Genomic DNA, 22,118 nt, shown 5'->3' with positions numbered 1-22,118 from the left:
ATCAGTCGCGCGTAGGGTCGGAGGGACGTACACCGGGCGAAAGAAGGGTCAGGGCCATGGCGCAGGAGGTACGCGGAGTGATCGCACCCGGCAAGGACGAGCCGGTGCGGGTGGAAACGATCGTCGTGCCGGACCCGGGGCCGGGCGAGGCCGTCGTCCAGGTGCAGGCCTGCGGGGTCTGCCACACCGACCTGCACTACAAGCAGGGCGGGATCAACGACGACTTCCCCTTCCTGCTGGGCCACGAGGCCGCCGGTGTGGTGGAGTCGGTCGGCGAGGGGGTGACCGAGGTCGCGCCCGGCGACTTCGTGATCCTCAACTGGCGTGCCGTGTGCGGGAACTGCCGCGCGTGTCTGCGCGGGCGGCCCTGGTACTGCTTCAACACGCACAACGCCGGGCAGAAGATGACCCTCACCGACGGCACCGAACTCTCGCCCGCCCTCGGCATCGGCGCCTTCGCCGAGAAGACGCTGGTCGCCGCGGGTCAGTGCACCAAGGTCGACCCCTCCGTCTCGGCGGCGGTCGCGGGGCTGCTGGGCTGCGGAGTGATGGCCGGCATCGGTGCCGCGATCAACACCGGGCAGGTCGGCCGGGGCGACACCGTCGCCGTCATCGGCTGCGGTGGCGTCGGCGACGCGGCGATCGCCGGATCGAACCTCGCGGGCGCGGCGAAGATCATCGCCGTCGACATCGACGACCGGAAGCTGGAGAAGGCCCGCACCATGGGCGCGACCCACACCGTCAACTCGAAGGACGCGGATCCGGTCGAGGCGATCCGTGAACTGACCGGCGGCTTCGGCGCCGACGTCGTCATCGAGGCGGTCGGCCGCCCCGAGACGTACCAGCAGGCCTTCTACGCCCGCGACCTGGCCGGCACCGTCGTGCTCGTCGGCGTGCCCACCCCCGAGATGAAGCTGGAGCTGCCGCTCCTCGACGTCTTCGGCCGCGGTGGCTCGCTCAAGTCGTCCTGGTACGGCGACTGCCTGCCCTCCCGCGACTTCCCCATGCTGATCGACCTGCATCTGCAAGGCCGCCTGGACCTGGAGGCGTTCGTGACCGAGACCATCCAACTCGACGAGGTGGAGAAGGCGTTCGAGCGCATGCACCACGGCGACGTCCTGCGCTCGGTGGTGGTGCTCTGATGGCCGTCCGCATCGAACGCCTCGTCACCTCCGGGCAGTTCAGCCTGGACGGCGGCACCTGGGACGTCGACAACAACGTCTGGATCGTCGGCGACGACCACGAGGCGATCGTCATCGACGCCGCCCACGACGCCGACGCCATCCTCGAAGCCGTGGGCGACCGCAGGCTCACCGCGATCGTCTGCACCCACGCCCACAACGACCACATCGACGCCGCGCCCGCCCTCGCCGACCGCACCGGCGCCACGATCTGGCTGCACCCCGACGACCTGCCGCTGTGGAAGCAGACCCACCCCGACCGCGACCCCGACGCCCACCTGCGCGACGGCCAGGTCATCGAGGCCGCAGGCGCCGACCTGAGGGTGCTGCACACCCCCGGGCACGCACCGGGCGCGGTCTGCCTCTACGACCCGGGCCTCGCCACCGTCTTCACCGGCGACACCCTCTTCCAGGGCGGCCCCGGCGCCACCGGCCGCTCCTGGTCCCACTTCCCGACGATCATCGACTCGATCCGCGACCGCCTGCTGGCCCTGCCGGCCGAGACGAAGGTCCTCACCGGGCACGGGGACCCCACGACGATCGGCGCCGAGGCCCCGCACCTCCAGGAATGGATCGACCGCGGCCACTGACGCCGAACGGGTGACCCGCCCGTAAATCACGACAGAGGTTGTCCGGCTTCCCGGTCATGCTCGAAGAGACATCGGGCACAACGAGAGGTCGGACATGTCACAGCCGCTGCAGGGCAAGGTCGCGCTGGTCGCCGGAGCGACCCGGGGAGCGGGACGCGGGATCGCCGTGGAACTGGGAGCCGCGGGCGCCACCGTGTACGTCACCGGACGCAGCACCCGCGCCCGCCGCTCCGAGTACGACCGCCCCGAGACCGTCGAGGACACCGCCGACCTCGTCACCGCGGCCGGCGGCCACGGCATCGCCCGTACCCACCGACCATCTGGACCCGGCGCAGGTCCGCACGCTCGTCGACCGGATCGCCGACGAGCAGGAGCATCTCGACATCCTCGTCAACGACATCTGGGGCGGTGAACACCTCTTCGAGTGGGACAGCCCGGTGTGGGAGCACGACCTCGACAACGGCCTGCGGCTGCTCAGGCTCGCGATCGAGACCCACGCGATCACCAACCACCACGCCCTGCCCCTGCTGCTGCGCCGGCCCGGCGGCCTGGTCGTCGAGATGACCGACGGCACCGACGCCTACAACCGCGTGAACTACCGCCTCTCCTTCTTCTACGACCTCGCCAAGACGTCCGTCATCCGCATGGCCTTCGCCCTGGGGCACGAACTCGGCCCGCGCGGCGCGACGGCCGTCGCGCTCACTCCGGGCTGGCTGCGCTCGGAGATGATGCTCGACAACTTCGGGGTGCGGGAGGACAACTGGCGCGACGCCCTCGACCGCGTCCCCCACTTCGCCGTCTCGGAGACCCCGCACTACGTGGGCCGAGCCGTCGCCGCGCTGGCCGCCGATCCCGACGTCGCCCGCTGGAACGGCCAGTCCCTCGACAGCGGCTCGCTCGCCCGGACGTACGGCTTCACGGACCTCGACGGCAGCCGTCCCGACGCCTGGCGCTACATGGTCGAGGTCCAGGACGCGGGCAAGCCGGCGGACGTGACGGGTTACCGCTAGATCAAGAGGGGCGCACCGGCGGCAGCTGCCACCACACCGCGAGGCCCGGTGGCAGCGCCAGGTCGTCGCGTACGGCGGCGTAGTAGCCGTCCCGCCCGTTGCGATGCCGCTCGAGCTTCCGGGGCCCGGGCGAGTGTGGACTCCGCCAGCACGCCGGCGTGATCGTCTTCTTCAGCGTCCGCGCGTAGTCGGAGTACACGGCCAGTCGCCGCTCCTCCCAACGGGCCGCCCTTTCACGGTGGAAGCGCGCGCGGTCGCTGCGCACGACCGCCACATACGAACCGAGCGCGCCGATGACGACGCCGATGAGCGTGGGTAGTTGCGGTATGAACTCCGACATGGACGCACGGTATCTGCCCTGTTGATCAGTGAGGGACTACCTTCGGCCCCATGACGCACACCAAGCGCTTTGAGGGACACGGAGTTCTCGTCACGGGCGCCGCCCGCGGCATCGGCGAGGCGACGGCCCGTCGCCTCGCCGAGGAGGGCGCCGCGGTCCTGCTGACCGACCGGGACGGGACGGCCGTGGAGCGGACGGCCGCGCGCCTGCGTGAAGAGGGTCTTCCCGCTCAGGCCCTGGAGTGCGACGTGGCGGACCGCCCGGCCGTCGAGGCGGCCGTCGCGCACGCCGTCGACGCTTTCGGCTCGCTCGACGTCCTGGTCAACAGCGCCGCCCGGTGCACCCCGGAGACCCCGCTCTTCGAGGACGACTCCGACGACGAGTGGGCGCGTGACCTCGACATCACCCTGAGCGGTCCCTACCGCTGCTCGCGCGCCGCGCTGCCGCACCTGGTGGCCTCCGGTCGCGGTGCGATCGTCAACATCGGCTCCGTCAACGGCCTGCAGGACTTCGGCAACCACGCCTACAGCGCCGCCAAGGCGGGCCTCGGCTCCCTGACCCGCACCCTCGCCGGGCACGCGGCCGGCCGCGGAGTGCGCGTCAACATGGTCGTCCCGGGCACGGTCCGCACCTCCGCCTGGGAAGGGCGGGAGAGCGAGCTCACCGAGATGCGGCGCCTGTATCCCCTCGGCCGGGTCGGCGAGCCCGAGGACATCGCGGCTGCCGTCGCCTTCCTCGCCTCCCGCGACGCGGCGTGGATCACCGGCACCACGCTGGTCGTCGACGGCGGCCTGACCGCGGTCAACACCGGATTCCACGCGGCGGTCCATCCGGACAGGGGCGCTCCGTCGTGAGCATTGTCACCGTTCCGTCCCAGCGTGCCTAGCGGTACAACGAACGGGCAGGCACACCCGTCTAGCTGGAAGAGATCGCAGGACCTTACGAAGGGGACAGGGCCATGGGGGACATACGCAGACGGGGTGCCGTCGCACTCGGGATCACCGGGCTCGTCGCACCGCTGACCATCGCGCTGGGCGCCGCGCCCGCGCAGGCGGCGAGCTGCACCACACAGGCGGGGCCGTACCAGAAGAAGGTGGAGAAGTTCCTGGGCCGCCCGGTCGACGGCAGGCAGTCCGCCGCCGACTGCAAGGCGATCAAGGCCTTCCAGACCAAGCACGGCATCACGCCGAACATCGGCTACGCGGGATCCGTCACCTGGGGCGTGATGGACCTGATGAACAAGCAGAAGGCCGTCGGCTCGGACCCCAACAAGGACGGCAAGTGCCCGGTGAACAAGGGCCGTATCGCCTGCGTGAACCTCACCCTCCAGCTGAGCTGGATCCAGGACGGCGACAGGCTCGTCTACGGCCCCGTCCCGGTCCGCACCGGCCGCAACGGCTACGAGACCCGCACCGGCCTGAAGACGATCTACTGGCGCGACAAGAACCACGTCTCGTCGATCTACCACGTCCCCATGCCCTACAGCCAGTTCTTCGACGGCGGCCAGGCCTTCCACTCGGTCAACCTCAGCATGTGGAACCCGCCGGGCTCCCACGGCTGCACCAACATGACCCCCAAGGACGCGAAGAAGTACTGGTCCCTGCTGAAGAAGGGCGACGACGTCTTCGTGTACGGCCGCAAGCCGGGCACCTGAGACACCAGGCGCCCGGCGCGACGACAGCGTCACGCGTCCGGCGCGTCCCCGAAGTCCGGGATCTCCAGCCTGGCCCCGCCCTGCCGCGCGGAGTCGTGCGCGATGACACCCGGCATGGTGTAACGGGCCGCCACCCAGGCGTTCACCGACGGCAGGGTGCGGGTGTTCACCGCGGTCACGAAGTCGTCCACCAGGAAGTGGTGGCTGCCTTCGTGGCCGTTGTGCAGGTTGTCGAACTCCCGCGGCAGCCGGGCCCGGTCGTGCACCGGCGCCGACCCGGACGTGAACGCGGCCCGCAGGTCCGGCGCGATGTGCTGGAGTGACGGATCGTCAGGAGCCATGGTCGGCTTGGGCTCCAGGAGCTCGCTGATGTCCTTCACGCCCTTCTTGTCCTGCCAGAGGGCGACCGTGGCGAGCTGCTCCATGCTCGCCTCGGTCCCGAAGAACCGGAAACGCGACTCCCGGATGTGGGAGGGGTAGCCCACCCGCCGGAACTCGTTCGTACGGAACGACCCGCCGCCCGCCACCTCGAACAGCGCGGTCGCGTTGGAGAAGTCGTTGCCGAACTGGCTGACCTCCTTGTCGAACACGCCGTCCCCGCGGTCGTCGACGACACCGATCGCCGACACGCTCACCGCGTGCGTCTGCCAGGCACCGAGCACCCCGCCGACCGCGTGCGTGGGGTAGAGCAGCGGGGGATAGCTGGCGGTCTCCTTCCACTTCTCGCCGCCGCTGTACTGGTACGCCTCGTAGAACCCGAGGTCCATGTCGTGGACGTAGTCGCCCTCGGCGTAGAAGAGCCGCCCGAAGGCGCCCTCGGCGATCTGGTTGCGGGCGTGCACGGTCGCCGGGTTGTACTGGCTGGTCTCGCCCATCATGTACGTCAGCCCGGTCGCCCGGACCGCGTCGATGATCGCCGCTATCTCCTCGGAGGTGATGGCCATGGGCACCGCGGAGTACACGTGCTTGCCGGCGTTCAGGCCCTGGAGCACCAGCGGGCCGTGCGTCCAGCGCTGGGTGAAGATCGCGACCGCGTCGACCTCCTTCGACTCCAGCATGGCCTTGTACGTGGGGAAGGTGCCGGCCAGTCCCTGCGCCGCCGCGAGCTGCTCGGCCCGTTCGGGCAGCAGATCGGTGACGTAGACGTCGCCGACACCGGGGTGGGCCTGGAACAGCGTGGCGAACTGGCCGGAGAACTGGCCGGCGCCGACGATGCCGAGGGAGAACGTCATGAAATGCGTGTCCTTCACTGGTCGCGGGATCACTGCGAGAGGATCAGGTTGATCTGGTCGTTGGTCTGGTCGAGGCTGGTCACGGACCTGCCGTTGCCGAAGATGTCCTGCATGGCGGGATGCATCAACGCGTACACGTCCGCGGCGTAGTTGGTGATGGGGTAGGAGAAGGTCGTGAAGTCCTTCTTGTCGGCGACCGGCTCGGTGAAGGCCGTGACGTCGAGCCCCTTCTTCTTGTAGGCGGCCACGGCGGCCGCGGTGCCGTCGGGGGTGGCGGGGAACACGATGCCGTAGCTGCCCACCGTCTTCTGGCACTCGTCCGAGGACAGGTACTTCACCCACTTACGGGCGCCGTCCTTGTTGCGGGCGTTCTTGGTGATGGAGTCGGCGAGGCCGTTCATCATCGTGGCGCGCTTGCCGGTGGGTCCTTCGGGTGTGACGGCGGTGCGCATGTCGAGGCCCTTGAACCCGGCGTACGTCGAGATCATCCAGGCGCCGTCGAAGGCCGTGGCCGCCTTTCCCGCCGCGACCTGGGTGTTGGCCTGGTTGGACTGGGAGTTGTAGTCGGTGAAGGGCGGCATGTAGCCCTTCTTCGCCAGCCCGAAGTACCACTTGACGGCGGCCTGGAAGGCGGGGCTGTCGTACCGGTACTTCGTGCCCCACCGCTTCTTGTCGGTGTAGTTCCAGCCTGCGGAGGCGGTGAAGTTGCTCCATTGGGTCTGGCCGTCGCCGTCGCCGCCGCCGTTGGTGGCGAGGCCGTACACCTTGACGTTGTTCTTGTCGAAGCCCGGCTCGTCGCCCCGCTTGCCGTTCTTGTCGACGGTGAGGCGGGCGACGGCCTTCTCGAAGGTGCCGCCGTCCTTGGGGTTCCAGACCAGATCGTTCAGCTGGGCCGGCGTGAGCCCGGCCGCGTCGGTCATCTTCTTGTTGTAGAAGAGGGCGACGGTGTCCCAGTCCTTGGGGGCGCCGTAGCGGTGGCCGTCCTGGCCCATCCAGTTGGCCGCGAGCCCGGGCTGGTAGGCGGAATCGTCGACGCCCAGGTCGTCGAGCGGTTCGAGGACCTTCAGGTCGGCGAACTGGCCGAACTTCTGGATGTGGTCGGTGAACACGTCCGGCTCGGTGCCCGCGATGAAGCTCGCGGTGAGCTTGGTCCAGTAGTCGTCCCAGCCCAACTGGGTGATCTTCACGTGCAGTCCGGGGTTCTGCTGCTCGAAGTCCTTGGCGCAGGCCTGATAGGCGGGCTGCTGGTTGGAGTCCCACAGCCAGTACGTCACCGTCTTCGAGGAGGACCCGGCGGAACCGCCCTCCGCGCACCCCGTCAGACAGAGGGCCAGTGCGCCGGCCAGTGCGGTCAGCGTACGAAGTCGCATGACAAGTCCCTCACTTGATCCCGGTGAAGCTGATGGTGGACACGATGCGGCGCGCGAAGAACCCGAACAGCAGCAGCATCGGCAGCGCGGCGATGAGCGTCGCCGCCATGAGGCCCGACCAGTCCACGCCGGACTGCGGGGTCTGCGCGCGGAAGATGGCCAGTGCGACGGTCAGCACGCGTGAGTTGTCGCTGTAGGACACCATCAGCGGCCAGAAGTAGTCGTTCCAGGAGGTGATGTACGTCAGCACGGCCAGGGTGAGGACCGGTGTGGAGGCCATCGGCAGCAGCACCCGGAAGAAGATCCGCACCTTCCCGGCGCCGTCCAGCAGGGCCGCCTCCTCTACCTCACGGGGCACGTTCATGAAGAACTGCCGGAGGAAGAACACCGCGAACGGCGTCATGAACATCGTCGGCAGTGCGATGCCCAACAGGTTGTCGATCAGGCCGAGTTCCTTGATGAGCACGAAGTTCGGCAGCAGCGTGAAGATGGTCGGCACCATCAGCCCGGCCAGGAACAGCGCGAACACCTTGTCGCGACCGCGCCAGCGCAACCGGGCGAAGGCGTACGCGGCCATCGCGGAGAAGAAGATCTGGCAGACGGTCACCAGGGTGGAGACGATCACCGAGTTGAGCAGATAGCGCCAGAACTTCAGTCCGCCGCCCGCGCCGCCCTGCGCGATGGCGTCCTTCGTGGACTCCAGGCCCAGGGCGCGGGCGAACCCGGTGCCGGTCGGGTTCACCGGGAGTGGGTCGGAGGCGTGGGCGGCGAGCCCGGAGTTGGTGGACAGCGCGGTGCGCAGGATCCAGTAGAACGGCAGCAGGGTCACGAGCACGATCGCACCCATCGCCGTCCAGGCCAGGACCCGGCCGGGGGAGAGGGGACGGCGCCCGGTGGGCCGTACGCGTGTCGTCGTGGTGGTGGTCACGGCAGCCATGTCGACTCCTTCCGGGTCAGCCGAGATCGGTCTGGCCGGCCCGGGTGAGCCGGTACTGCAGGACGGTGATCGCGCTCAGCACCACCAGGAGGGCCACGGACATCGCGGACGCGTAGCCGAACTGGAAGCGGCCGAAGGCCGATTGGTAGATGTAGAACTGGAGCACGTTGGTGGCGTTCGCCGGACCGCCCCCGGTCGTCACGGCGACCGTGTCGAACACCTGGAACGAACCGATCACCGTCATGATCAGGACGACCGCCAGGACCGGCCGCAGCAGCGGCATGGTGATCCGCCAGAACATTCGCCACTCGCTCGCGCCGTCCACCTTCGCCGCCTCGTACATGTCGTTCGGGATGGCCATGAGCCCCGCGAACAGCAGCAGCGCGGTGTAGCCGACGTGCCGCCACACGTTGATCAGGGCGATCGTCGGGATCGCCCAGGTCTCGTCCGCGAGGAAGGGGACACGGTCGAAGCCGAGCCCGGCGATGATCTCGTTGCCGATGCCGAGCTGGTTGTCGAGGATCCACAGCCAGACCAGGCCCGCGACGACGTTCGACATCAGATACGGCGTGAGCACGATGCCGCGCAGCACCGCCGACTGGGTCAGACGCTGCAACAGGACGGCGATGGCGAGGGCCGACACGGTCTGGACCCCGATGTTGATGACCACGTACTCGACGGTGACCTTCAGCGACTCCCAGAAGATGGGGTCGTGGATCATCCGGTCGTAGTTGGCCAGGCCCACCCACTCCGCCGGGGTCAGAAGGTTGAAGCGGGTGAAGCTCAGATAGATGCCCCGCAGCGTCGGCCAGAGCAGGAAGACGACGAAGCCCACCAGGGCCGGGGCGATGAACACCGCGGCCAGGCGCCCGTCGCCCCCGCTCGACCCGCCTGAGCCCCGGTTCGTGCCCGGTTCGGTCCGTGCCTCCTCGGCGCCGCTGAGCGGCAGACGCGACGGAGGGCTGCTGGAGGCGATGGTCATCGGGAGACTCCCTCGTCTTCGGTGGCTCGTCCTCGGCCACTTACTTTTGTCGCGGAAGAATCAATGCGTCAAGGGGCCTGCGAGCATCTTTTCAGGGCCGCCATGCGCCGCGTAATATGGTCATGTTGCTTTTATGGCGAAAGAAATCATGTGGGAGTCTGACCTTCATGACTGCAGTTGCCGCCAGCTGGCTACCCCTGAGCACCGGCGAGCGCTCGGTGGCGATCGAGGTGCTCGTCCACGGCCCGCTGTCGCGCACCGAACTCGCCCGCCGCCTCGACCTCTCCGCGGGCAGCCTCACCCGGCTGACCAAACCGCTCATCGAGTCGGGCCTGCTGATCGAGGTCCCGGAGGCGGGCGCCCCGGCCGAAGTGCGCCAGGGGCGCCCCTCGCAGCCCCTCGACGTGGTCGCCGAGTCCCGGTCCTTCATCGGCTTCAAGATCACCGAGGACATGGTCTACGGCGTCGTCACCACCCTCAGGAGCGAGATCGTCGCCCGCCACGACCGCCCCCTGGCCAGTCACGACCCCGCCGAAGTGGCCGATCTGCTCGCGGAGATGACCGTCGAACTGGCCCGCGGGTACCCGGGTCTCGCCGGCATCGGCATCGGGGTCGGCGGCTTCGTCCAGGAGCGTGCCGTGGTCGGCGAGTCCCCGTTCCTGCACTGGCGGGACGTCCCGCTCGGTGAACTCGTCGAGGAGCGCACGGGGTTGCCGGTGGTCGTCGAGAACGACGTCGCCGCCCTCGTCGAGGCCGAGACCTGGTTCGGCGCCGGCCGCGGCCTCGACCGCTTCGTCGTCCTCACCATCGGCGCCGGCATCGGCTACGGCCTGGTCCTCGGCGGCCGGCGCGTCCCCTACGCCGAGGAGGACCGGGGCTTCGGGCGGCACTGGATCATCGACCCCAACGGGCCCCTCACGCCCGACGGCAACCGCGGCAGCGCCGTCTCCCTGCTCGCCATCCCCAACATCCGCTACCAGGTGCAGGCCGCCACCGGCCGCGACCACACCTACGAGGAGATCCTCGCCCTCGCTGCGGCCGGCGACCCCGTGCCCGCCCGCGTCATCGACGAGGCCGGGCGCGCCCTCGGTGTCCTGGTCGCCCAGATCGCCAACTTCGCCATGCCGCAGAAGATCATGCTCGCCGGAGAGGGCGTAGGTCTGATGGACGTGGCGGGCAAGACCGTGGAGGACACGATCCGGGCCCACCGCCACCCCCTGGCCACCCCGGTCGACCTGGAGACCAGGGTGTCCGACTTCCACGACTGGGCCCGCGGAGCCGCCGTGCTGGCGATCCAGGTGCTGGTCCTGGGTGTGGCCGAAGTGTGAACCGGGTCACGCCCCTTGACAGCACGCGCCTTGGTCAGATGGACGTGATCAGCAACACGGTCCGGTATGTCCTTTTCTGATGTGATTACTCACGGCGCCTTCACTTCCGGAGCCGTATGCTTCACACCATGTCCACCACTGTTGAACCCGTGACCGATCGATCGGCCGACGAGGTCAACGAGGAGATCCGGGCCCTGTGGCGCCGGGCGGGCGGGACACTGAGCGGCGAGCAGCGTGAGGAGTACCAGCGGCTCGTCCTGGAGTGGGCCGCCGCCGCTCCGCAGCCGGTCCGGGCGGCCTGACCCCGACGATCGACGCGGGGCATCACCGCCCCGTCCCTGGGCACCCCTGACGGGATGGGCCCTCTCCTCGCACTGGCCTCAGCGGTCTTATACGGCATCGTCGTCCCCCAGTTCTCGGCTTCGCTCGAACCGGGAGGTGCCCCCACCACCGGCGGTCTGCTGTCCCGCCGCGCCCACTTCGCCGCCGTCACCCTCTATCCGGCCCTCCCCGTGATCCTCGGACTCGCCCTGCTGCACGAGCGGCTGAGCCGGAAGCAGGTGGTGGGCCTCGCGGGGGCGGGGGTCGCCACGGTCCTGCTGAGTCTGGGATGAACAACCTGTCCTGCTCGGCCCGGGACGAAGAACCCGGCGGCTCACCCCCAAGTCGCCGAGTAGTACCGCTGATACGCCCTGCGGTCCTGTTCCGAGCGGATGTACCGCGTCGCCACCAGCGCGATCAGACTTCCCCCGACGACCAGCAGACCGGGCCCGATGTTCCGGGTGTCGGTGAGCCGGCTCAGCAGGGGCGTGCCCTGTGCCCCCTCCACCGCCGCCGAGGAACCGGGCGAGGCGGCACCGGGAGCGATCGAGCCCTGCGCCGAGGTGGCCGACGGAGAGGGAGACGCCCCGCCGGAGGCGGCGGGCGGGTTCGACACGATCAACTGCATGCCGAGGTCCGTCAGCGCCTTCGTCACCGGCTGGAAGAACGTCGTACCGCCCTGGGTGCAGTCACCGCTGCCGCCCGAGGTGATGCCGAGCGCGATCCCCTCGGAGAACATCGGACCGCCGCTGTCCCCGGGCTCGGCGCACACGTTCGTCTCGATCAGGCCGGTGACCGTGCCCTCCGGGTAGTTCACCGTCGCGTTGACGGCCGTCACCTGACCGTCGCGCAGCCCGCTCGTGCTGCCGCTGCGGAACACCCGCTGCCCGATGGACGGATCGCCCGCGCCGGTGATCTGCACGCCCTTGCCGTTGCCGATGAACACGACACCGGCTCCGTCGCCCGCCTTCCCGTCGGCGTACTGCACCAGCGAGAAGTCGTTGCCCGGGAAGCTCTGGGTGACCGTCTTGCCGAGCTGGTTGTTGCCCCCGGTGTCGGCGAACCAGATCGAACCGGCGGGACCGCAGTGCCCGGCCGTGAGGATGAAGTCGCTCTGCCCGTTCGTCACGTTGAAGCCCGCCGAACAGCGTCCGCCGGTCGACAGGATCGGCTGCGCCCCGTTCAGGCGGGGAGCGAAGGTGCCCGCGGTGCGCTCCATGCGGACGAAGCCGCCGATACCGTCCGCGACCCTGGTCATGTCGGACCAGTCGGACGCCGAGACCGTGCTGTCCCCCCGCACCACCACCTCGTTGGTCCGGTAGTCCATGGACCAGGCGGTCCCTGCGACCCGGGGCGCGGAACGCAGCGTCTTCGTCGCCGACTTGAGCTCGTCCATGCTGTGTCCGACGACCTTCGCCCTGGCGCCCGCCTCGCGCACCTCGGCGGCCGCCTGCTCGTCGGTGACCGCGACGACCGGCTTGCCGTCGGTGCCGATCCAGGTGCCGGCCGTACGGGAGGAGCCGAGCCGTGACACCAGATCCGCCCCCGTCTGCCCGGCCTCCATGGCGTAGGTGTGCGGCACGGCGGTGATGGGGGGAGTCTCGCTCGCGACGGCGCGCGTGACCATCGCACCTCCCAGGAGGAGTCCGCCGACTGCCGCCAGCCGTGTCACTCGCCGGACGACCCGTCGTCGTGCGTGCCTCATGCATGGCTCCCGAACCCGAAAAAGCGGTGTCTGCACCGCAGGGCCCTCCGGTCGTTGAGTGCCCTCCTTGCATACGTGGCAGGGGCCGGGCGCGTTCACGACAGCCCGTGATCCTGTGTCGCGGGATCCTCCTGAGGTGTCTCAACCAGCCGCGCTCAGGCCTGTGTTGGCCGCATTCCCGCGCATCCGGGGCCTGGCTCGGCCGGCGATGCTGCTGAACTTGTACCGCCTTCACCGACGACGAACACCTCGAACGCCCCCTCCGCCGGGGCGCTCAGTGCTCCTTGTGAACCGCGTCGTTTGAGGCGTCAGTTGGAGCGCTGATCAGCTGCTGGAGGTGGTGAATGAAGTCCGGGTCGTCGAGACGGGAGTCGGTGACACGGTCGCGCACATCGGTGAGGAGCCACTCCACCAGCTCCGCGGTGGGCGTGGTACTCGCTGTAGAACCCCAGGCTCAGGTCGGTGATCTCGTACTCGAACAGCACGTCGACCATCAGGTCCGCCAAATGTGCGTCGGCGGCCGGGGTCCGGGTGGCGGTCCATATGTCCAGCCAGGGGCGCAGGCTGTCGGTGGCGACGGTGATGAGGCCGAGGGTGTCCCTGATGAACACCGGGCTGGGGTGGGTGTGCAAGGTGGCCTGCCACCATGCGGTCCAGACGTTGCGAAGTGCGTCGGCCAGGGGCGCGTCCCAGGTGCTCCAGCCCGCCTCGACCAGGCGGCTCGCGATCAGCTCCTCGGAGACGTGGAACTGACCGGCGACAAGGGGGCGGATGATGCGCGGGACGAGACGGCGGTAGAGACGCGGGAAGTCGTCCCAGTGGCTGGGCACCTCTCCGGCTGCCGCGGACACCATGTCGTCGGGTATGAGGTGCAGCGGCCTGGAGAGTTGGGCGAGTCCCTCCTCGCCGTAGCAGTACGTGCAACCCCCGACGGGGAACGGCTCTTCAGAGGCGAAGGCGCGGTCCAGTGCATCGAGGGCTGTCATCAGCTGCTGGTGGTGTGACATGGCGACCCGCCGGGGGACTCCGTCCGGGTGACCGGCGAAGATCGCAGGCTATCAGGCTGTGCCGGAGCAGATGCTGCGGACTGTCCAGGAATCAGTGAGGAACCGCAGGGCGGCGGTTTGACCGACGCCGAGAGAGCGGCTCGGGAAGGATCAGGCTGGAAGCCGTGGCCCGTTTCGATGCCGGGGAGACGAACCGGGGCGTCGCCGCCGCGTTGCGGGTGTCGGAGCGATCCGTGGCGCGAAGGCTTTGCAGCAGGCATGGCTTCGAGGGGATCGCCGGGCCGCCCGAGGTTGCCCGCGGCTCAGGTGGCACGGTTGGAAAGGGAGTTGGTACGCGGCCCACTGTCTCACGGCTGGGAGGACGGGTACGTGGGCGCTGCTGCGGGGCCACGGCTGGTCCTGGCAGCAACCGGCCCGCCGTGCGATCGCTCGTGCTGACGCGGCGGTAGAGCTGAGGAAGAAGGACATGCGGCCGCGGGTAAAAACACAGCGGCGGCCCGCGGTGCCTGGATGGTCTCTGAGGACGAAGCCGGTCAGTCGATGAGGCCCCGCGGGCCAGGGACCTGGGGCCGGGTAGGCCGCACCCCAGTGGTGCGGGTTGACGGCCGGGGCTCGGGGTTGGGCTGGCAGGACTACCGGGATCTGACCGTCCAGGCGTACCTCCAGTTCGGCGGGTCGATCGTGATGATGTGGAACAACCTGTGTACACACCAGATCTCATCCCCAAGACGGCGGCGTCTGGTCGCTGGTCAAGCGGAGCTTGAAGCGGCTCCTTGTTTCACGGGAACGAGGGTCAAATAGGCCAGGCCCATGACGCCGCGATAACCCCTGAGCCACATACTGCGATGGCGATCCACACGGTCGCGGGTCTCCTTCGCCAGGGTGTGGTCGGGATGGGCGGCGAGCCATTCCTCGACGTCGGACTGATAGGCGGACTCGAAGTGATCCCATTCGTCAGGGTTTGCAGACTCGATCCAGGCAGGGCGAAAGCCCGCGGCGATGGCCAGGTCGACGAGGCCGCAGAGGTTGTGGAACTCGGAGGCTGAGGCTTCCGGCCACATGGCCGACAACTCGCTCGGAGCAGGTGGACGCTGCCAGAAGCCCTCGCCGAGAAGGACACGGCCGCCGGGCTTCACCAGGCGGCGAAGGGCGTGCAGTGCAGCGGTGGTGTGCTCCGGTGGCTGGGCGTCACTGAGAGCGTGGCTGGCGCTGAAGCACAGAACGATGTCGGCGGGGCCTCGGGCGGTGTCGACAGCGGACTCACGGACGAAGTCGACGCGCTCGGCCAGCCCCCGTATCTCGGCGTTGGCGCGTCCGCGGGCGAGGTCGTCCTCATTGAGGTCGACGCCGACGCCGGTCGCGCCGGGCATGGCCTCGAGGAGACGGAGCATGAACTCTCCCCAGCCACAACCTATATCGAGCACCGTGGATGGGGCGGTCGGGCTGACTCCGTCGGTGAGCTGACGGATCAGTCCGGCGGCCCGGTCCTCGGAGAGGGGGCCATGGAAGGTGAGTCGGGTCAGCCGCGGCGGGGCATCGGTGTCATCCATGATCCGGACAGTAGGGACGGGCGGCTGTCGATGCCACCGGTTAACGGTTGGCTGAACAGCAAGGACGTGGGCATGGGGATCGCCGCCGCGTTGCGGGTGCTCCACGACCAGCATCACGTACCGCATCTGCACAGGTCGATCGCGTCTGCCTAGACTTCCGTCATGGACGACACGCAGCTGGAGCGGCTCGGCGCGGGCAAGTATCTGCTGCTCACCAGCTTTCGCAAGAACGGCACCCCGGTCGCCACGCCCGTGTGGGTGGTCCGCGACGGGGACACACTCGGCGTGTGGTCGGCCGCGGACGCCTGGAAGGTGAAGCGGATCCGGGCCCGCGCGGACGTCCTCGTCGGCCCCTGCGACCTGCGCGGCAACCCGACCGGCGACCAGATCCCGGCCACGGCGGAGATCTGCGACGCGGCGACCACCGCCCGCTACCGGCAGTTGTTGGCCCGGAAGTACGGCATCGTCGGCCGGCTCTCGCTCTTCGGCAGCAGGCTGCGCCGCGGAGTGGACGGGACGGTCGGGATCCGCGTCACCCTGTGACGAGCGGGGCCCGGTCGGACCGGGCCCCGCACAAAGGGTCATCGTGCAGTGTCGTACGGGATCGGGCTCACGGCCCGTCGTACGACCGGTTGCTCACGGCCGCTCGAGCACCGTCCCCGTCAGCACCGGCTTGTCGGGCAGCGGCTCGGCGTTTCTGTCGGTCTGGACGAGACGCATCGACTCGGTCGGCTCGGCCACCTGGTCCTGGACGGTCGGCACGACGAAGTCCACGCTGGTGCTGCCGGGCGGTATGTTCATCCACACCCAAAGGTTCGCGTCGGACAGCGGCCGCTCCGGGTCGGGCACGTCACCGGACCAGTCCTCGAGCCACTGCGGGTCCACGTCCTTGGTGGACAGCTCGGCGCCCTCGGTGACCGGAAGCACCCGCACCGGCGTCCAGATGTCCACCGCCGTGGGCGCGTCCACGGACAACCGCCAGGTCAGCGTCTCTCCCTCGGTCACCCGGTCCGCGACCGGCGACAGAGTGATCACCGGCTCGGGGTCGTCGTTCTCGACGGTCAGCCCACCCCGGTGCTTGCCGACGACGGCGCCCCGGACGGCCTTGACGGCGATGTCGTGGTCCACGTCGTCGCCGTAGACCGTGTCGCCCTTCACCTGGACCGGCACGTCGATCGTGTCGCTGCCGGGCCGTACGGTCACGAGGCGGTTCTCGGTCCGGCCGCTGTCCGGGTCGATGACGTACACGCGGACCTGCCCGCTGCCGTGCCCGGAGATCTCGACCGGGATCCGGTAGGTGCGGGTGCCCGAGTCGCCCTCCTTGACGATCGTGCGGCCCACGTCGACGCGCGGCAGTGCGGCCGCCTTCACCGCGGGAGTGCCGGGCGCCCAGCCCCAGGCGTCCATCAGCCAGGCCCGCCCGGACGGCGAACGGGGCGTCAGCTCAAGGGACTTGACGTGTCGGAGGTCGATCCCGGCCCGGCTCGCCGCCGTCAGCGGTACGCGCAGCTCCCGAGCCCAGTAGGAGGCGGTGTTCTCGGAGCCCGGGAGCCCGTCCACCTGGACCGAGCCCAGCGTCACCCGACGGTCGGAGGCGTCGGTGACGGCCACGTCGAACTTGGTGCCGGTGGTGTTCGGCGGTACGAAGACCCGCAGGGCGAGCTTCTGGGAGCCATGGAGGGAGAGCGGCTTGGCCGGAGTGATACGCGCGGCCGTACCCGGCGCGGACCACTTCAGGTCCACCGCGCTGCGGCCGGTCTCCTGTGCCGTCTCCCACCACGCGAAGTGCGGTGACGAGCCGGGGGTCTCCGGGTCCAGACAGGCCACAGCCGGGTCGGGGTCGATCGCCGAACAAAGCCGGGCGCCGGTCACCTTCGCCCCGCCGTCCGGCAGGAAACCACCGCTGCGGCGGCCGCCGACCGCGTGGGTCAGCACCCGGGCCGGGTCGGCGGACGGGGCCCGCTTGCCGGAACCGTCGAGCAGCGGACGTACCCGGTCGTCCCCGGCGAGGAAGAGCCGGGCCGCGGCGGCGATGTACGTGGAGCCCGCCTTGTGCTGCTGGGCGGCGGTCAGCCGGGTCGCGGCACCCGGGGAGCACACCGGGTCCGGCTGCTCGGGGTCGTCCCAGAAGTCGTCCGAGGCCGGCGCCTCGGCCTCACCCGGGGTCCACTCGCTGTTGAAGTAGTTGTGGTTGGCGCCGACGATGTAGACCGCGCTGTGCAGCGCGGTGCCCCGGCTGACCCCGCGGGTCCCGTCGACGAAGTCCTCGCCCTGGAGGTCCGACACATCGCCGTCGCAGCCGGGCAGGAGCGTCACGTTCGGCACGTCGGCGACCGGATTCTGGCCGAAGATCGTCGGTCCGACGAGCACGGTCCCGCGCACCTTCCAGCGCACCGGGCCCTTGTAGCCGTCCTCGGCGGCGGGCGGCGGGTAGAGGCTGTCCATGGCGGCCCGGTTGACGCCCTCGCCGCCGCGCGAGTGGCCCACGAGCAGGACCCGGGAGAGGTCGGCCTTCGCGGCCTCGCGCACCACGGCCGGGGCGGTGGAGCGGTGAGCGGTCCAGTCGGCCCAGCGGGCGAGGTGCTGCCGTACCAGCGAGGAACGCGCCTGCGCGCCGGCGTCCTCGGCCTGCCAGTCCTGGGCGTTGATGCCGTTCGCCGAGATCGACACCGTCACATAGCCCTGGGAGGCCAGCAGTTGCTGGTCGGCCAGGTAGCCCTTGTCGCTGGGGATCGGCTTGTAGCCGTCCGCGCAGGGCCAGTCGCCGGTGATGTCGTCCTCGGTGCCCGGCTTGTAGCAGGTGCTGTGGCGGCCGTGCAGGAACAGCGCGAGCGGCCGGCTGCCGGTGGCGGCCTTCGGTGCCACCACCTGGGCGCGCATCTCGACCGGGGTGGCGAACCCCGGAAGGCGCACGGGGTCGAGGTCGTACTCACCGGTGACGGTGCGGTACGAGCCGGGTCTGCCCGGATCGACGTCGTTCGCCGGAGCCTGCGCGGGCACCCGTGCCCCGCGCGAGCGGGACTTGTGCGTGTCCTCGGCCGCCGCGTCCAACCGGCGTCCCGCAGCCGTCACTTGAAGATCCGACAGCTGCGTGGGCCGCGCCTCGTCGAGGGCCAGGCGGAAGGTCCGCCCGTCCCTCGCCGGCTTCGGCACCCCGAGCAGCCGGTCCCCGGTACGGAACTCGACCCGCGCATCCCCCATGGGCACGGTCTTCGGCGCACGCCAGACCAGCTCACGCGCCCCGCTCTCCCCGTCGATCCGCCACCCGGGCGGAAGTGAGTTGTCGTCCGTCGCGCTCAACAGCCTCGAGTCGGGCGGCTGTTCAGCCTGTGCCAGTCCGGGCGAGCCCGCCAGGGCCGCCAGCACCGCCACGGCGGTCACACATATTCGCCGGGCACGGATCAATGGTTCTCTCCTCAAAACCCCGTGCGCAGACGTCCCGTCGGTCCCGGGCGCCTCTCGCGTCACCTAGGACGGGGGAGGGGCGTCTGTGGGTTGTCTGTGAGCAGACGCCGATCGCGGGCGAGCGATGCGATCAAGCCAGAGCAGCCGCGGGGACTAGCGGATCACCGGACGGGGGAAGCGCTTTCCATGAGCCGAACTCCCCACCTCCGCGCAGCCGTCGTCGGCACCGGCCACCGCGCACAGCTGTTCACCCGGGCCCTCGCCGCCCGCCCCGGCCACCGCGTCGCCGCCCTGTGCGATCCCAGCCCGACCCGTATGGCCTTCCACAACCGGCTGCTCGCCGAGGCCGGCGAACCCGCCGCCGCCCAGTGGGAGCCCGAGCACTTCGCCGACCTGCTCGCCAAGGAGGGCATCGACGAGGTCGTCGTCACCACCGTCGACGCCGAACACGACCGCTACATCGTCCCGGCCCTGACAGCGGGCTGCCGGGTTGTCACCGAGAAGCCGATGACCGTCGATGCGGACCGCTGCGCCCGCATCCTGGACACGGTCAGGTCCACCGGCAACTCCCTCACGGTCGCCTTCAACTACCGCTTCAACCCCGTGCACGAGAAGGTCCGCGCCCTGATCGCCGACGGCGCGATCGGCGAGGTCCTCTCCGTCCACTTCGAATGGCTCCTCGACACCCGGCACGGCGCGGACTACTTCCGCCGCTGGCACCGCGAGAAGCACCTGAGCGGCGGCCTCATGGTGCACAAGTCGAGCCATCACTTCGACCTGGTCAACTGGTGGCTCGCCGACGCGCCGCAGGACGTCTTCGGCTACGGACGGCTCGGCTTCTACGGCCGTGAGGCGGGCGAACGCCACGGCCTGCGCCGCGACTACACCCGGGCCCACGGGGCGGATCCGGCCGCCGACGACCCCTTCGCCCTCGACCTCGCCGCCGATGACACCCTGCGGGCCCTGTACCTGGACGCCGAGCAGGACGACGGATACGTCCGCGACCGCAATGTCTTCGACGGGCCCGTCACCATCGAGGACGACATGGCGCTCCTCGTCCGCCACACCCGGGGCGCGACGATGACGTACCACCTCACCGCCTACTCCCCGTGGGAGGGCTACCGGGTCATGTTCAACGGCAGCGGGGGCCGTCTGGAACTGGAGGTGGAGGAGAGCCGCTGGCAGGCACCCCTGACCGGTATCACCTCGGCGAGCGGCGCGGTGCACGGGGACAGCGCGGCCGACCACGCGGGCGGCGCGCGTCTGACCCTGCGGCCCCTGTGGCAGCCCCCGGTCGACGTCCCGCTCGTCACCGCCCACGAGGCGCACGGCGGGGGAGACCCACGCATGCTCGACGCGCTCTTCGGGCCCGTAAACCCCGGTACGGACCCGGTGCATGAGGACGCCGGTGCCGCGACTCACCCGACGGCCACCGAACGGGACGGCGCCCTGGCGCTGGGGGTGGGGCTCGCCGCCAACCGGTGCTTCGAGACGGGGCGGCCCGTGCGGGTGCGCGATCTGATCCCGGGGGCCTGGTGAGCCCGAAGTCCAGGTATCCCGCGCAGGACTGACGTCTCGTCAGTGCCAGGCGCGGTAGGGCTCGTCGAGCAGCTGGAAGACCGGCTCGCCGCGGACCGGGTCCTTGGCCGTCGACATCCGTACCCGGTCACCGCTGTGGATGGCGGCGGGCGGCCCCATGACCCGGCCCCGGACGACGAAGCCCTCGGTCAGCTCGATGAGCGACACATTGCGGGCGACGGGGGTGTTGCGGTGCACCACCGTGGAGTGGCGGACCGTGCCCACGCCCTCGCTGCGCTCCGTGCGCAGGTCGCCGCCCTGGCAGACCGGACACAGCAGGCGGTGGTACATCGCCGTGCCGCACCAGGTGCAGCGCTGGAAGAGGATCGCGTCCGTGGCCGGGGCGACGGGCTCGAGTAGCCCCGTCGCGGAACCGGCTGTCTGACGAGCAATGTTTCCTGAGTGGTGGTACACGCTGGTCAACTCCCTGCGCTCGGCCGGAATCCCACGTGCTCGGGTAACCGTGCACGGACGTGCGCGGCTCCCTGTGCCACCGTGCACGGCCTCAGCGTATGGCACTCAGTGTCAGCCGTAAAGGTACTGGGTACCCTCATCTTCCGTTGGAGTGAAGAACTCCAAGATCCGCTGCTCTCCACGCCCCGACCCGTCATGGTTCCTCTGACGTAATCAGAGTTGAAGGGAGCAGGGTTGTGCATGTCAGGCGTATCGGGACGATCCTGAGCGCGGTCGCGCTCACCGTGCTGGCCGTTCCGGCGAACGCTCACGCCGCGGCAGTCGCCTGCGGCGGTGGTGTGTCGACCGGCCGGGTGGCCGTCAACGGCTGCATCAGTGCCCAACGCGGAAGGGAAGGCCGCATCTACACGCGGGAGATCACGGCGTACGTCAAGGCGCGCAACACGGGGCCGAGGGCGGTGAACGTCGCCTACGAGGCGTTCTTCCGAGTCGTCGACGGTGGTCACTGGGTGAAGCTGGGCAGTGGTCGCACCTACGTCCCGGCAGGCGGGACCGTCGAGCCCACGGAGGTGGGAAGCTCGACCCGGGTGTGCGGGCCCGTGAAGGTCGAGATCCGGGTACACGCCCGCGCCGACGGGGGCGTCTGGAGCGGGTGGTCCACCGCCGGCACGGCGCAGTGCCAGACCTGAGCGGCCACTGAGCGGACGGCACGCTTCTCTGTGCCGTCCGCCCGGTCCGGCTCAGTCCCGGTCGAGCGTGGACTCGATCTCCTGGACCACGCGCCACAGAGGGGCGCCGCGGCGGGAGACGATCACCACCACGTCCTCGGGCGGCTCGTCGGCGGAGGGCGCGCCAGGTGCCCCGAACGCGGCCTGCACATAGCCGAGCGCGTGTTCCACCTCCTGCTCGGCGTCGCCGTGCCCGTCCGAGCGCAGCCAGGAGCGCAGGGCGTTGTTGTGGGCCGCGGCCACGGCGGCGGCGATCACGTCGGCCCGGAGCGTCCCGTCGTGCAGACCCTTAAGACGCCCGCGCAGATACTCCGCGAAGGCGCGCTCGTAGCGCCACACCACGGACAGCTCGTAGGCGCGCAGGCCGGGCACCTGCTTGGTGAGGCGGTACCGCTGCACGGAGAAGGTCGGGTTCTCGGTGTACATGCGCAGGACCAGCCGCACCGCCTCGCAGACCCGCTCGAGCGGGTCGCAGCCGGGGTCGCTCGCGGCCAGGAAGGCCGTCATGTCGGCCAGGCACCGCTCGTGGTCCGGGAAGACCACGTCCTCCTTGGACGGGAAGTACCGGAAGAACGAGCGGCGGCCGACCCCGGCGAGCGCGACGATGTCGTCGACGGTGGTCTGCTCGTACCCCCGTTCCAGGAACAGCTGGAAGGCGGCCGCGACCAGCGCGTCCCGCATGGCGGGCTTGGTGGAGCTCATGGTCGCGAACGTAGCACCTGAACCGGTCACATGGCACTGGGTGCAGTCCTACGAGGGAACTGAGTGCTGTCGGGTGCGTTGTCC

Annotated in this window: 22 protein-coding genes and 2 pseudogenes; 13 read left to right on the top strand and 11 right to left on the bottom strand. The window is 69.9% G+C overall.

From position 1 onward, the window contains the following. Positions 1-56 precede the first annotated feature (56 nt). The 3 genes and pseudogenes from M2157_RS06175 to M2157_RS06165 all read left to right on the top strand — a co-directional run bounded on the left by M2157_RS06175 (position 57) and on the right by M2157_RS06165 (position 2,781). Positions 57-1,142, top strand: coding sequence for an S-(hydroxymethyl)mycothiol dehydrogenase (locus M2157_RS06175; protein ID WP_280860774.1), 1,086 nt, complete (start codon positions 57-59; stop codon positions 1,140-1,142). Further along, a complete protein-coding gene (locus tag M2157_RS06170) occupies positions 1,142-1,771 on the top strand; it encodes an MBL fold metallo-hydrolase (protein WP_280864670.1) in 630 nt (209 codons plus the stop codon). The genes M2157_RS06175 and M2157_RS06170 overlap by 1 nt, the downstream gene beginning before the upstream one ends. Before the next feature lie 94 nt (positions 1,772-1,865). Beyond that, positions 1,866-2,781, top strand: a pseudogene (locus tag M2157_RS06165) (SDR family oxidoreductase). Between the two features lies 1 nt (position 2,782). On the opposite strand, the gene M2157_RS06160 reads toward M2157_RS06165, so the two are convergent. Beyond that, positions 2,783-3,121 carry a hypothetical protein gene (locus M2157_RS06160; RefSeq protein WP_280864668.1) on the bottom strand — a complete coding sequence of 113 codons (339 nt, stop codon included), beginning with the start codon at positions 3,119-3,121 and terminating at the stop codon, positions 2,783-2,785. Between the two features lie 50 nt (positions 3,122-3,171). Between M2157_RS06160 and M2157_RS06155 the strand changes: the two genes are divergently transcribed. Together M2157_RS06155 and M2157_RS06150 are read left to right on the top strand one after the other, a co-directional pair. After that, complete coding sequence (locus M2157_RS06155; protein WP_280864667.1) at positions 3,172-3,975, top strand: SDR family NAD(P)-dependent oxidoreductase; 804 nt, start codon at positions 3,172-3,174, stop codon at positions 3,973-3,975. A 104-nt stretch (positions 3,976-4,079) separates the two neighbouring features. Continuing rightward, positions 4,080-4,775 (top strand): L,D-transpeptidase, encoded by a 696-nt coding sequence (locus M2157_RS06150; RefSeq protein WP_280860771.1) that lies wholly within the window; start codon positions 4,080-4,082, stop codon positions 4,773-4,775. A gap of 29 nt (positions 4,776-4,804) precedes the next feature. On the opposite strand, the gene M2157_RS06145 is transcribed toward M2157_RS06150, so the two are convergent. The 4 genes from M2157_RS06145 to M2157_RS06130 are packed head-to-tail and all read right to left on the bottom strand — an operon-like array spanning position 4,805 to position 9,296. Continuing rightward, on the bottom strand, positions 4,805-6,007 hold the full coding sequence (locus M2157_RS06145) for a Gfo/Idh/MocA family oxidoreductase (RefSeq protein WP_280864666.1): 1,203 nt from the start codon (positions 6,005-6,007) through the stop codon (positions 4,805-4,807). A gap of 29 nt (positions 6,008-6,036) precedes the next feature. Further along, entirely contained in the window at positions 6,037-7,377 is a 1,341-nt protein-coding gene (locus M2157_RS06140; RefSeq protein WP_280860769.1) for a sugar ABC transporter substrate-binding protein, read from the bottom strand. Positions 7,378-7,387: 10 nt separating this feature from the next. Further along, the gene (locus M2157_RS06135) at positions 7,388-8,314 is read right to left on the bottom strand and encodes a carbohydrate ABC transporter permease (RefSeq protein WP_280860768.1); all 927 of its coding nucleotides are present in this window, start codon (positions 8,312-8,314) and stop codon (positions 7,388-7,390) included. A gap of 16 nt (positions 8,315-8,330) precedes the next feature. Beyond that, positions 8,331-9,296, bottom strand: coding sequence for a sugar ABC transporter permease (locus M2157_RS06130; protein WP_280860767.1), 966 nt, complete (start codon positions 9,294-9,296; stop codon positions 8,331-8,333). A 167-nt stretch (positions 9,297-9,463) separates the two neighbouring features. On the opposite strand from M2157_RS06130, the gene M2157_RS06125 reads away from it, so the two are divergent. The 3 genes from M2157_RS06125 to M2157_RS06115 all read left to right on the top strand — a co-directional run bounded on the left by M2157_RS06125 (position 9,464) and on the right by M2157_RS06115 (position 11,238). Continuing rightward, positions 9,464-10,624, top strand: a complete 1,161-nt coding sequence (locus M2157_RS06125; RefSeq protein WP_280860766.1) for an ROK family transcriptional regulator — start codon at positions 9,464-9,466, stop codon at positions 10,622-10,624. A 116-nt stretch (positions 10,625-10,740) separates the two neighbouring features. Further along, positions 10,741-10,926, top strand: a complete 186-nt coding sequence (locus tag M2157_RS06120) for a hypothetical protein (protein WP_007386663.1) — start codon at positions 10,741-10,743, stop codon at positions 10,924-10,926. A gap of 54 nt (positions 10,927-10,980) precedes the next feature. Continuing rightward, positions 10,981-11,238 carry a hypothetical protein gene (locus M2157_RS06115; RefSeq protein WP_280864665.1) on the top strand — a complete coding sequence of 86 codons (258 nt, stop codon included), beginning with the start codon at positions 10,981-10,983 and terminating at the stop codon, positions 11,236-11,238. Positions 11,239-11,279: 41 nt separating this feature from the next. On the opposite strand, the gene M2157_RS06110 is transcribed toward M2157_RS06115, so the two are convergent. Further along, positions 11,280-12,650, bottom strand: coding sequence for an alpha-lytic protease prodomain-containing protein (locus M2157_RS06110; protein WP_280864664.1), 1,371 nt, complete (start codon positions 12,648-12,650; stop codon positions 11,280-11,282). Positions 12,651-12,924: 274 nt separating this feature from the next. Then, positions 12,925-13,657: pseudogene (locus M2157_RS06105) on the bottom strand (hypothetical protein). A 164-nt stretch (positions 13,658-13,821) separates the two neighbouring features. Between M2157_RS06105 and M2157_RS49090 the strand changes: the two are divergent. Further along, on the top strand, positions 13,822-14,106 hold the full coding sequence (locus M2157_RS49090; protein WP_348541781.1) for a hypothetical protein: 285 nt from the start codon (positions 13,822-13,824) through the stop codon (positions 14,104-14,106). Further along, complete coding sequence (locus M2157_RS49085; protein WP_348541828.1) at positions 14,034-14,201, top strand: winged helix-turn-helix domain-containing protein; 168 nt, start codon at positions 14,034-14,036, stop codon at positions 14,199-14,201. Before M2157_RS49090 ends, M2157_RS49085 begins: the two co-directional genes overlap by 73 nt. Positions 14,202-14,406: 205 nt before the next feature. Here M2157_RS49085 and M2157_RS06095 read toward each other — a convergent pair whose 3' ends face one another. Continuing rightward, entirely contained in the window at positions 14,407-15,207 is an 801-nt protein-coding gene (locus M2157_RS06095) for a class I SAM-dependent methyltransferase (protein WP_280864662.1), read from the bottom strand. A 162-nt stretch (positions 15,208-15,369) separates the two neighbouring features. On the opposite strand from M2157_RS06095, the gene M2157_RS06090 reads away from it, so the two are divergent. Further along, a complete protein-coding gene (locus M2157_RS06090; RefSeq protein ID WP_057613028.1) occupies positions 15,370-15,750 on the top strand; it encodes a PPOX class F420-dependent oxidoreductase in 381 nt (126 codons plus the stop codon). 93 nt (positions 15,751-15,843) lie between these two features. On the opposite strand, the gene M2157_RS06085 is transcribed toward M2157_RS06090, so the two are convergent. Beyond that, on the bottom strand, positions 15,844-18,612 hold the full coding sequence (locus M2157_RS06085) for a hypothetical protein (RefSeq protein WP_280864661.1): 2,769 nt from the start codon (positions 18,610-18,612) through the stop codon (positions 15,844-15,846). Between the two features lie 186 nt (positions 18,613-18,798). Between M2157_RS06085 and M2157_RS06080 the strand changes: the two genes are divergently transcribed. Beyond that, positions 18,799-20,151 carry a Gfo/Idh/MocA family oxidoreductase gene (locus tag M2157_RS06080; RefSeq protein WP_280860760.1) on the top strand — a complete coding sequence of 451 codons (1,353 nt, stop codon included), beginning with the start codon at positions 18,799-18,801 and terminating at the stop codon, positions 20,149-20,151. Positions 20,152-20,190: 39 nt separating this feature from the next. On the opposite strand, the gene M2157_RS06075 is transcribed toward M2157_RS06080, so the two are convergent. Continuing rightward, complete coding sequence (locus M2157_RS06075; RefSeq protein WP_280860759.1) at positions 20,191-20,604, bottom strand: zinc ribbon domain-containing protein; 414 nt, start codon at positions 20,602-20,604, stop codon at positions 20,191-20,193. Between the two features lie 236 nt (positions 20,605-20,840). Between M2157_RS06075 and M2157_RS06070 the strand changes: the two genes are divergently transcribed. After that, positions 20,841-21,293, top strand: coding sequence for a hypothetical protein (locus tag M2157_RS06070; protein ID WP_280864660.1), 453 nt, complete (start codon positions 20,841-20,843; stop codon positions 21,291-21,293). Positions 21,294-21,344: 51 nt separating this feature from the next. Here M2157_RS06070 and M2157_RS06065 read toward each other — a convergent pair whose 3' ends face one another. Next, positions 21,345-22,013, bottom strand: a complete 669-nt coding sequence (locus tag M2157_RS06065; RefSeq protein ID WP_280863710.1) for a TetR family transcriptional regulator — start codon at positions 22,011-22,013, stop codon at positions 21,345-21,347. Positions 22,014-22,118: the final 105 nt, after the last annotated feature.

The sequence above is a fragment of the Streptomyces sp. SAI-127 genome (assembly GCF_029894425.1).
Lineage (GTDB): Bacteria > Actinomycetota > Actinomycetes > Streptomycetales > Streptomycetaceae > Streptomyces.
The sequence above is the reverse complement of the archived record's forward strand: the minus strand, read 5'-3'. Positions and strand labels throughout refer to the sequence as shown.